Source organism: Candidatus Kryptobacter tengchongensis (genome assembly GCF_001458555.1).
Lineage (GTDB): Bacteria > Bacteroidota > Ignavibacteria > Kryptoniales > Kryptoniaceae > Kryptonium > Kryptonium tengchongense.
In genome coordinates this window covers 73,841-83,875 of sequence record NZ_CZVH01000021.1, presented here as the reverse complement: position 1 = coordinate 83,875, position 10,035 = coordinate 73,841, and the positions used below count along the sequence as shown (strand labels likewise).

Genomic DNA, 10,035 nt, shown 5'->3' with positions numbered 1-10,035 from the left:
TGTGAAAATAAATTTGAAAACTTGATAAAGGGAATAGAAAGAAAAGCTAATCCAATTCCTTTCAAAAATTTTCTTCGCGTGACCATAAGTTAATTCCTCAGCTTTGATTTTTTAACCATGCCCCATTTTACACAGAGAACGAATGACCACAGCCACAGCTTCTCGTTGCGTTCGGATTATGGAAAACAAAACCACGCCCCATTAAACTATCAATAAAATCAAGCTCCGTTCCCTCAAGATAAAATAAGCTCTTGGGATCAATGGTCACCTTTATCCCATTTGATAAAAACACAACATCATTCTCTCTTACCTCATCAAATAACAAAACATACGAAAACCCCGAACATCCTCCCGCCTTTACACCAACTCTCAAAGCATATTCCGCAGGGATATTGTTATCTTGAATGATTTGTTTTATTTCCTTAGCTGCTCTATCTGTAATTTTGATTTTTTCAATTTGTTCCTGACCTATCTGCTCCATTTATTCCTCCGTTGTTAAGTTTTTTATTTTTCCTGTTTTTGAACACTCGGTTTCTTAAAGGCTGGATAGTTTAGACTCCATACCCTATTGAACTCATTTTTTATGACCCTGAAAACTCCTTTTTCAACCAAAAACTCGGCAAATTTTTGTGCAAGATACTCCGCCTCAGCAAAGCTTATCTTCTCTCCTCTATCAAGGAAATAATCTCTTATCGCATACTCAATATCCCTAACGAAAACATTTGAAAGATGATAAATTGGGTAACGAGCTTTCATGAACTTTAGAAATTCCTCCCAGTTGTCTTTTAAAATCTGAAGTTCTTTCATTTCTTTCATCTGTTCAAAGTTAGGTTTATTTTTAAATTTTTGACATTTCTTTTTTTAATCTATACTTTGGCGAGATATTCCGCAAATGTTTGACAACTTCAACAACACGATTTATTGTATAATCAATCTCTTCCCCTGTATTAAATCTTCCGATTCCAAATCTTATAGCCCCTGCGATGAGATCATCATTCAAGCCGATTGCCTTCAAAACATGCGATTTTTCAACTGTTGCAGACGAACAGGCAGAGCCTGTGGATACAGCAATTTCCTTCATCCCCATAAGCATTGCTTCACTTTCAACACCATCAAAACTCAAATTCAAATTATTGGGCAATCTCTGAATAGGATGACCATTTAAATAAACATCATCAAGTGAGCCCATAATTCCATCCTGAAGCTTATCACGAAGTTTTTTGATTCTTTCAAATTCATCTTTCATTTCAACCTTTGCGAGCTCGCATGCTTTCCCAAACCCAACAATTCCTGGAACATTTAAAGTCCCAGACCTTAGTCCACCCTCATGACCACCGCCATCAATAATAGGTACAATTTTAATTCTTGGCATCTTCTTTTTTATAAACAACGCACCGACACCTTTAGGTCCATAAAGTTTATGTGCAGACATTGACATAAGGTCAATATTTAACCTTTGAACATCAATTGGGATTTTGCCCAGAGCTTGTGCTGCATCCGTATGGAATAAAATACCGAACTCAGAACATATTTTCCCAATTTCCTCAATTGGTTCAATTGTCCCGATTTCGTTATTTGCAAACATTACGCTTATAAGGATAGTCTCGGAAGTAATTTTTTTCTTAATTTCATCTGGATCAACGAGCCCATATTTATCAACACGAACATAATCAACCTTAAAGCCCATCTTTTCCAATCGCTTACACGAGTCAAGCACCGCCTTATGTTCAATTTGAGTGGTGATTATATGTTTACCTTTTTCAGAATAAGCTAATGCAATTCCTTTCAGAGCCAAATTTATTGATTCAGTTGCCCCGCTTGTGAAGATGATTTCTTTTGGATTTGCGTTAATTAGATCTGCAACTTGCTTTCGCGCCATTTCAACCGCTGCTTCAGCTTCCCAGCCAAATTGATGTTGACGACTTGCGGAATTCCCAAATTTTTCAGTAAAGTAAGGAAGCATCGCCTCAAGGACACGCGGATCAACAGGCGTCGTCGCATGGTTATCAAGATATATTGGAAACCGCAGGGTCATCACATTGAAAAATTTTATCTTTTGAAAATTTTAACAGCTTTTTTCAAAGCTTCAACAAATCTGTCAATTTCTTCAAATGTATTGTAAATGTAGAAACTTGCCCTCACTGTGTTATCAACCCCAAGCCGTGCAAGAAGTGGTTGGGTACAGTGATTCCCTGAACGAACAGCGATACCGTGTTGATCAAGAACGCCAGCAATATCATGCGGATGAATACCCCGAATGTTGAACGAGATAACACCAAGCCGATTCTTCTTAGGTCCGTAAATTTCTATATCAGGAATATCTGCCATTTTTTCAAAAGCGTAATTTAACAACTCTTTTTCATGCTCAAAAACTTTATCTATTCCGATGCTCTGCAAATAATCAACAGCTACACCAAGTCCAATACCACCAGCAACATTTGGCGTCCCAGCTTCAAATTTCCATGGCAACTCATTCCAAGTTGCACCTTCAATTGTAACAGTGCTTATCATATCTCCACCATAAAGAAATGGCTCCATTTGCTCAAGTATCTCACGCCGAGCATAAAGAAAACCTATCCCAGTTGGTCCAAGCATCTTATGCCCTGACGCAACAAAAAAGTCACATCCTATATCCTGAACATCAATTTTTATATGCGGAGCTGATTGCGCTCCATCAATTAAAACATAGCTTCCCTTAGACTTTGCGATTTTAACTATGTCTTTAACCGGGTTGATAGTCCCAAGAACATTTGAAGCATGGACTACACCAACGAGCTTTGTTTTTTCGGTTATCAATTTTTCAAATTCATCAATTTTTAAATAACCATCATCCGTGATATCAACAAATTTTAAAGTTATACCTTTAAATTTTCTAAGCCATTGCCAAGGGACGATATTTGAGTGATGTTCCATGATTGTGACAACTATTTCATCTCCCTCTTTCAAATTTGCTAACCCCCATGCATAAGCAACAAGATTGACAGCTTCTGTTGCATTCCTTGTAAAAACTATTTCACGCCATGAGCGAGCATTGATAAATTTGGCGACTTTCTTATGTGCTTCTTCATAAGCAACGGTTGCTTCATAACTCAAAGTATGCACCGCCCTGTGAATGTTTGCATTCATGGTTTCATAGAAATTTTTAACTGCCTCAATAACCTGTCTTGGTCTTTGTGTTGTCGCTGCATTGTCAAAATAAATAACTTGATGTCCATTAATAATCCGATTCAAGATGGGGAAATCGTTTCTGATTTTCTCAAGATCAATTCTCGTTGTTAAAATTTCTTGATGTTGCTTTTTCATGGTTGGTTCTTTTTAAATTTTTATAAAGATTTTATCGCCCTCAACTTTAACCTCATATTTTTCAAGCGGTTCAGAAGCTGGAAGCCTTACGACATCACCAGTTCTTATGTTAAACTGTGCACCATGCCAAGGACATGTCAAAATTTCACCCTCAATCTCCGCATCACTTAGTTCAAGTTCCATATGTGAGCACTGATTTTTGTAAGCAAAAAATTCACCATCAAGATTTATCAAAATTATTGACTCGCCATTTACATCAAAAACCTTAAATTCACCACTCCTGACATCATTTACATTTGCAATTTCAATATATTCACCAGCAGTTGTCATAACAGATGGAAAATTTTGTTTTTAATCCTCTTCACCAGGCCAGGTGTTAATCCCATAAATACCAGCCTTTAAAACCTTTAATCCAAGAAGTGCACACTTCAGCCTTATCGGACTGATTGGTATTCCAAGAGCATTAAGCATATCTTCCTTGCTAAAATTTTTAACCTCATCAAGCGATTTCCCCTTAACAATTTCTGTAAGAATTGAAGCTGACGCCTGACTTATCGTGCAGCCTTTCCCCGTAAATTTAATATCAGCTATTTTGTTATCTTCAAGTTTAATTTCAATTCTTATCTGATCACCACACGAAGGATTCCCCTCCTCGTGAACTATGTCTGGATTTTCAAGGTGCCCAAAGTTTCTCGGGTTTTGATAATGGTCAAGAAGGATTTCCATTTGAAGTTCGTCCATTGAAAAAGCAGAACTTTATTTTTATATATTCCATTTTTGATGGATCATCTCCTGAATCCTTTCCCGAACGAAATCAATTCTTATTTCATCAAACGCTGGGAGAAGAAAACCTTCAACAATTGTTTTTCTCGCTTCACTTTCATTCAACCCTCGGGTCATAAGATAAAAAATTTGTTCCTCGTCAATCTGACCAACTGTTGCTCCATGCCCAGCCCTTACATTTGCATTTTTAATTTGAAGTGAGGGTATCGCATTTGCCCTCGCACCTGGGTTTAAAAGCATCGCATGTTCACTTAAAAACGAATCGGAATCATGAGCATCTTTTTCAATATCAACGAGTCCATAAAAATTTACCCTCGCTTTATCCTTCACAACGCCACGCATGACAACATTACTTTTCGTATATGGACTTAAATGTTGTGTGTAACTTGTCAAATCAAAATGCTGTGATCCATTGCCAAAAGCAATTTGAACATCCCTTAATTCCGAACCAGGTCTTTCAAGCAACGCAGAATGTTTGGAGATCGTAAATCTACCACCAAGCCAGTTTCCAATAAAGTTTATCCTCGCATCCCTTTCAGCACTGAAAATTCTCTCAATATAGTTATAAATCCCATAACCAAGGTTATTTATACTGATGAAATTGATACCGCTTCCTTCGCCCCCAAATATCTCACTAACATTTGTCACAACCGCATATTCACTCCCAAGACAGCAATGATTTTCCTCAACAATGGTCACATGCGAATTTTCCCCAATCACTATCAAATTATGTGAAAATATCCCCACATTTTCAGATTGAACCTCATTGACGATGTAAATCGGCTTATCAAGCTCAACATTATCACGAACATAAACAAAAACACCAGAATTTAAAAATGCAAGATGTAACGCTGTGAATTTATTTTGGTCATATCTGAATTTTGTAAATATCTTCTCTCGCACAAGATCCCCATATTTATCAAGTGCTTCTACAAGTGGCATCAGAATAATTTTATCACGATATTCAGGCGAAATTTTATACTTTGTTGATGTATTCGCCTGAACGATGAAGATGTCAAGTTTACCTGCATCAAAAAGAACTTTATCAGGGTTACCGACAAGAAATGGATTTAAAACTTCTGCTTTGAATCCTTTTATTTTCGTATATTTTGATTCGGGCAGGTTTAATTCATCTAAAATTTCAAAAGCCTGATTTCGCCTTTCCCGAAACCAAAGGGGTTCGTTTCTCTGGGTTGAAAGTTTATCTATTGTTTCATGGGCTAAACAATTCGGCAATACAATTTCTGACATTTACTCTATCTCCAGCAAATTAGTTTTCGGTTAAAGTTAAAAAATTTTGAATAAATTAGCAACCGCCTCTTTGGACGACGGATTCGCAAAGCGAAGCAGATAAAATCTCAACCTCACCAAATTGAGAAAATGGTTTCATGAAATTTTCAACATTCTCACGGCTCTCCGACTCAATGAACAAGAATAATCTATGTGATCCATCAACAACACCTTCGGATTTAATTTCAACTTTATAATCCCCTGCAGAAGCAAGATGTTTAAGAAGAATTTGCCCAAGTTCTGGATTTCGTGCAGGGCAATTATTTGCTTCATGTCTATGTTGAACTATGAAAAATGGCATTTCACTCACCTCCGAAATTTTTATTTAGCCAATCGCTCCTTCCATCTCAAGTTTTATAAGTTTGTTAAGTTCAATAGCATAATCAAGCGGTAACTCCTTCGCAAATGGTTCAATGAAACCAAGAACAACAAGTGTCAATGCCTCACTTTCGGTCAATCCTCTGCTCATAAGATAAAAAAGTTGATCTTCACTTATCTTGCCAACGGTTGCCTCATGACCGATACTTACAAGTTCCTCCTCTATCTCCATATAAGGATAAGTATCAGACCTTGAGAACTCATCAAGCATCAAAGCGTCACATCTAACTGTTGACTTAACACCAATTGCTCCCTTTTGCACCTTAACAAGACCTCTATAACTTGTTCTACCTCCATCTTTGCTTATTGATTTTGAAACGATGTTGCTCGTTGTATAAGGAGCCACATGAATTACCTTTGCCCCTGTATCTTGATGCTGCCCTGCACCTGCATAAGCAATTGAAAGAATTTCCGCCTTAGCACCCTTACCAAGAAGATAAACCGCTGGATATTTCATCGTCACCTTGCTACCCAAATTCCCATCAACCCACTCAACGAAAGCTCCCTCGTAAGCAACTGCTCTCTTCGTAACAAGATTATAAACATTCTTTGACCAGTTTTGAACAGTCGTGTATCTGACATGGGAACCGGGAAGGGCTATGATCTCAACTACAGCACTGTGAAGTGAATCTTCTCTATAAATAGGAGCTGTACAACCCTCAATGTAATGAACACTTGCGCCTTCCTCCGCAATGATAAGCGTTCTTTCAAATTGCCCAACGCTTTCTGCATTTATCCTAAAATACGCTTGAAGCGGAAAATCAACCTTAACACCCTTCGGAACATAAACAAAACTTCCACCACTCCAGACCGCACTGTTAAGAGCTGCAAATTTATTATCTTCAGGTGGCACAACCGTGCCAAAATACTTTCTCACTATATCAGGATATTCTCTAACCGCAGTATCCATATCTGTAAAAATCACACCTTTTTTCATCAAATCCTCACGCAGGCTGTGATATACAACCTCGGATTCATATTGGGCTCCAACCCCTGCAAGGAATTTTCTCTCAGCCTCAGGTATCCCGAGCCGTTCAAATGTCTGCCTTATTTTCTCTGGGACCTCATCCCAGGATTTGCCCTTTCTATCCGTCGGCTTTATGTAATAAATATATTCATCAAAATTTATCTCGGAAAGATCAGCTCCCCAGGTCGGCATCGGCTTTTTGAGAAAAACATCAAGCGAATGCAATCTAAACTGCCGCATCCACTCAGGTTCATTTTTCCAATATGAGATTTCCTCAACAACTTCTCTACTTAAACCACGCTTTGCCTGATAAATATATTTTATTTCATCCTTAAAGTCATATCTTGTATAATCAATATCTATTTTTCTTTCCGTTGCTTGCATGTTAATTTCTCCATTTTAATTTTTATTTTTAATCTGCTGATTCAGCAGCCGTTTCCCTGATCCAAGCATAACCTTCTTGCTCAAGCTTCTCAACTATCTCAGGTCCACCAGATTTAACGATTCTACCATCAAGCATTATATGCACAAAATCTGGCTTTATGTAATTTAAAATCCTTTGATAATGAGTTATCATCACTATACCAAGCTCCGGGGTACGCACTGAATTCACAACATCAGCCACAATCTTAAGAGAATCAATATCAAGTCCCGAATCAGGTTCATCAAGAAAAGCTATAATTGGCTTTAACATCGCCATCTGCAAAATTTCCATCCTCTTCTTTTCACCACCTGAAAATCCAACCCCAATAGGTCTATAAACAAAAATCTCACTCATATTTAACTTCTTGATTTTATCTATCAACTCCCTTTTATAATCAACCACTGATTTCGGCAACCAGGATATACGTTCCACCCTTGGATCAAGATTATTAGCCTGTATCGCTTTCCACAAAAAATTAAAAAGAGTAACCCCAGGAACCTCAACAGGATATTGAAATGCAAGAAATAAACCAAGCTTTGCTCTCTCATCTGGCTTCATCTCAAGTATGCTTTTACCTTCAAACAAAATATCTCCGCCTTCAACCTTATATTTTGGATGACCCATTATTGTATAAGCAAGCGTGCTTTTCCCAGAGCCATTCGGTCCCATCAACGCATGAACTTCACCTTTATTAACAGCGAAATTAAGCCCTCTCAAAATCTCTTTCCCATCAACGCTCACATATAAATCTCTAACCTCAAGTGTTGGCATGTCTTTTCTCCCTTTTGTTTATTGTTAAGAATTTTTCTGAATAAACACAATCACGTGCAATTACATCTTGAATGGTTATGCCTTCAAGAATATCTATAAATTTTTTCTCAACCTCATGCCATATATCCGCCTGCCCACAACAAGAAGTAAAAACACAAACTGACCCAGGAACATCAAAACACTCAACCATCCTTAACTCCCCTTCAACAGCTTCATAAACATCCCTCAATGTTATCTCTGATGGCAATTTCTTCAATGAATATCCACCATTTGGTCCGTATTCTGAAAAAACTATCCCAGCCCTTACAAGCTGCCTCATAACCTTAGCTAAATAACTCAACGGTATCTTCTGTTTTTCAGCTATCTCTTTCATCAAAACTGTTCCACCACCATGTCGCTTGCCAAGGTATATCAATGTTCTTACCGCATAATCAAGTGTCTTTGATACTATCATAAATTATACCATTAATTTTGGATATCAAATATCTACGATGTAAATATAATGCTTTAAAATTTAAAAGTCAAATTAAATGCCTTTTCGGGTTTGGCTTGCTTTTATTTGTGGCATTTTTTAAATTAAATTCACAAAAATAAAATATGGGGCATAACAACATGGCTGAATACGTCAGGGCATCTACCAGAATACCCGATTATCTTTATCCTAAAAAAGGTTCGGCGACGATTTTTAAAAATAAATTCCTTGAAACACTAACGAAAACTCACCCATTAACCCCAGCTGTGATATATCTACCAATTGTTTCATATTTAATTTTCTATTCGTTGAATAAACTAAATTTTAAATCCCTTACAGTCGCTGGACTTTTTGCAAGTGGCGTTTTCTCATGGACGCTTGCTGAATATCTTTTACATAGATTTGTTTTTCACTTTGAACCCAAAACATCTCTTGGCTTTAAAATACAATTTATGATCCACGGCGTTCACCATCAATATCCAAATGACCCGAAACGACTTGTAATGCCTCCAGCTGCAAGTTTAATTCTCGCTTTAATTTTCTGGTACATCTTCAGATTTTCATTTGGAATTTATGCTTTCTCGTTTTTCCCGGGTTTTGTCATGGGCTATATAATTTACGATATGACGCACTATGCAATTCATCATTTCAAACCACCTAAAAATAAACTCCGTTATCTCTGGAAGCATCATTTACAACATCATTATAAAGCACCTGATAGAGCTTTTGGTGTTTCAAGTCCGCTCTGGGATCTCATATTTGGAACAACTCCATAATAAAGTTTTAACTAATTTTCAAACTAAATTTTGAGGGCAACAATGAAATTGGCAATTTTAATTTTAGTTATCTTATTCTCCTTTTCTACCCTTGATGCACAAGTTAGAGAAAAGTTTAAAGGTGAGTATAAAGGCAAAGAGAAAAAAGAAGAAACTACTCAAGCTGAAGAAAAGAAAGCTGAACAACCCGCAACCACAAAATCTGAAACATCTGGCATAGTAATTTTCTCTGATAATTTCACAGGATACAATGAGGGAGAAACACCATCTAAATGGGAAGTTGAGATTGGAAGTGCTGAAGTTGTAACATATAAAGGCAAAAGATGGATGAAGATATTTTCAAGTGAATTCAAAGCAAAACCGGCAATTGAAACATTGCCTCAAAATTATCGCCTTGAATTTGATGTTATACTTGGATACAGCACTGTTACTATACTTTTTGCTACAGCTTACGGAAAAGAACTAAATCAAGTAGAGATAGAGTATCACAGAGTCAAAAGTGAAAGAGTGTCAACTTCTTTAAATCTTGACATAAATGCAACGAACAAGGTCATAATTGAAGTTAAAGGAAATTCTTTGAAATGTTTGATCAATGGTAAAACCGCCATACTTGAAGCAAGAGCCTTTGATGAACCAGCTAATATCATAAAAGTTATTACAAGATATTCATCACTTGATAGACCTGTTTACATTTCAAATTTTGCAATTTATGACCTTACGAAATAAAAAGGCGAGATCCAAAAATAATTTCGTTTTTATCTTTAGGAATAAAAAGACGAATTAATTTGGCGCTTGTTATTAAAAAAACCCCGCGCAATGTGTTAAACTCTGTCTTAACCTGTCTTACCTTCCCAAACTTACGAATTAAATT

13 protein-coding genes are annotated in these 10,035 nt (G+C 36.9%); 2 read left to right on the top strand and 11 right to left on the bottom strand.

The genetic code is table 11. The features are described 5' to 3' along the window. Window positions 1–127: 127 nt before the first annotated feature. Genes AT685_RS01950 through AT685_RS01900 form a run of 11 tightly spaced genes read right to left on the bottom strand, consistent with a single transcriptional unit; the run spans window position 128 to window position 8,370 of the window. The gene (locus AT685_RS01950) at window positions 128–481 is read right to left on the bottom strand and encodes a HesB/IscA family protein (protein WP_072151317.1); all 354 of its coding nucleotides are present in this window, start codon (window positions 479–481) and stop codon (window positions 128–130) included. Window positions 482–504: 23 nt separating this feature from the next. Beyond that, window positions 505–816, bottom strand: a complete 312-nt coding sequence (locus tag AT685_RS01945; RefSeq protein ID WP_072151316.1) for a hypothetical protein — start codon at window positions 814–816, stop codon at window positions 505–507. Between the two features lie 22 nt (window positions 817–838). Beyond that, window positions 839–2,035 (bottom strand): IscS subfamily cysteine desulfurase, encoded by a 1,197-nt coding sequence (locus AT685_RS01940; RefSeq protein WP_072151315.1) that lies wholly within the window; start codon window positions 2,033–2,035, stop codon window positions 839–841. A gap of 14 nt (window positions 2,036–2,049) precedes the next feature. Further along, entirely contained in the window at window positions 2,050–3,267 is a 1,218-nt protein-coding gene (locus tag AT685_RS01935; RefSeq protein WP_072151325.1) for a cysteine desulfurase, read from the bottom strand. A gap of 48 nt (window positions 3,268–3,315) precedes the next feature. Further along, the gene (locus AT685_RS01930) at window positions 3,316–3,633 is read right to left on the bottom strand and encodes a Rieske (2Fe-2S) protein (RefSeq protein ID WP_072151314.1); all 318 of its coding nucleotides are present in this window, start codon (window positions 3,631–3,633) and stop codon (window positions 3,316–3,318) included. 21 nt (window positions 3,634–3,654) lie between these two features. Beyond that, window positions 3,655–4,044, bottom strand: a complete 390-nt coding sequence (sufU, locus tag AT685_RS01925; protein ID WP_072150787.1) for a Fe-S cluster assembly sulfur transfer protein SufU — start codon at window positions 4,042–4,044, stop codon at window positions 3,655–3,657. A gap of 21 nt (window positions 4,045–4,065) precedes the next feature. After that, window positions 4,066–5,337: a Fe-S cluster assembly protein SufD gene (gene sufD, locus AT685_RS01920; protein ID WP_072151313.1), complete on the bottom strand. Its 1,272-nt coding sequence runs from the start codon at window positions 5,335–5,337 to the stop codon at window positions 4,066–4,068. Between the two features lie 55 nt (window positions 5,338–5,392). Next, entirely contained in the window at window positions 5,393–5,677 is a 285-nt protein-coding gene (locus AT685_RS01915) for a hypothetical protein (RefSeq protein WP_072150789.1), read from the bottom strand. Window positions 5,678–5,701: 24 nt separating this feature from the next. After that, window positions 5,702–7,105 carry a Fe-S cluster assembly protein SufB gene (gene sufB, locus AT685_RS01910; RefSeq protein WP_072151312.1) on the bottom strand — a complete coding sequence of 468 codons (1,404 nt, stop codon included), beginning with the start codon at window positions 7,103–7,105 and terminating at the stop codon, window positions 5,702–5,704. A gap of 28 nt (window positions 7,106–7,133) precedes the next feature. Further along, entirely contained in the window at window positions 7,134–7,916 is a 783-nt protein-coding gene (gene sufC, locus AT685_RS01905; protein ID WP_072151311.1) for a Fe-S cluster assembly ATPase SufC, read from the bottom strand. Further along, complete coding sequence (locus AT685_RS01900) at window positions 7,903–8,370, bottom strand: RrF2 family transcriptional regulator (protein WP_072150792.1); 468 nt, start codon at window positions 8,368–8,370, stop codon at window positions 7,903–7,905. Before AT685_RS01900 ends, sufC begins: the two co-directional genes overlap by 14 nt. Before the next feature lie 158 nt (window positions 8,371–8,528). Between AT685_RS01900 and AT685_RS01895 the strand changes: the two genes are divergently transcribed. Then, window positions 8,529–9,164 (top strand): sterol desaturase family protein, encoded by a 636-nt coding sequence (locus tag AT685_RS01895; RefSeq protein WP_072150793.1) that lies wholly within the window; start codon window positions 8,529–8,531, stop codon window positions 9,162–9,164. Between the two features lie 42 nt (window positions 9,165–9,206). Further along, window positions 9,207–9,890, top strand: coding sequence for a hypothetical protein (locus tag AT685_RS01890; RefSeq protein ID WP_072151310.1), 684 nt, complete (start codon window positions 9,207–9,209; stop codon window positions 9,888–9,890). Window positions 9,891–10,035: the final 145 nt, after the last annotated feature.

Bases quoted from the DNA above. Each gene is read 5' to 3' on its own strand.
- AT685_RS01940 (WP_072151315.1), bottom strand. From the start codon at position 2,035: ATGACCCTGCGGTTTCCAATATATCTTGATAACCATGCGACGACGCCT.
- sufU (WP_072150787.1), bottom strand. From the start codon at position 4,044: ATGGACGAACTTCAAATGGAAATCCTTCTTGACCATTATCAAAACCCG.
- AT685_RS01900 (WP_072150792.1), bottom strand. From the start codon at position 8,370: ATGATAGTATCAAAGACACTTGATTATGCGGTAAGAACATTGATATAC.
- sufB (WP_072151312.1), bottom strand. From the start codon at position 7,105: ATGCAAGCAACGGAAAGAAAAATAGATATTGATTATACAAGATATGAC.
- AT685_RS01915 (WP_072150789.1), bottom strand. From the start codon at position 5,677: ATGCCATTTTTCATAGTTCAACATAGACATGAAGCAAATAATTGCCCT.
- sufD (WP_072151313.1), bottom strand. From the start codon at position 5,337: ATGTCAGAAATTGTATTGCCGAATTGTTTAGCCCATGAAACAATAGAT.
- AT685_RS01945 (WP_072151316.1), bottom strand. From the start codon at position 816: ATGAAAGAAATGAAAGAACTTCAGATTTTAAAAGACAACTGGGAGGAA.
- AT685_RS01950 (WP_072151317.1), bottom strand. From the start codon at position 481: ATGGAGCAGATAGGTCAGGAACAAATTGAAAAAATCAAAATTACAGAT.
- AT685_RS01930 (WP_072151314.1), bottom strand. From the start codon at position 3,633: ATGACAACTGCTGGTGAATATATTGAAATTGCAAATGTAAATGATGTC.
- AT685_RS01895 (WP_072150793.1), top strand. From the start codon at position 8,529: ATGGCTGAATACGTCAGGGCATCTACCAGAATACCCGATTATCTTTAT.
- AT685_RS01890 (WP_072151310.1), top strand. From the start codon at position 9,207: ATGAAATTGGCAATTTTAATTTTAGTTATCTTATTCTCCTTTTCTACC.
- sufC (WP_072151311.1), bottom strand. From the start codon at position 7,916: ATGCCAACACTTGAGGTTAGAGATTTATATGTGAGCGTTGATGGGAAA.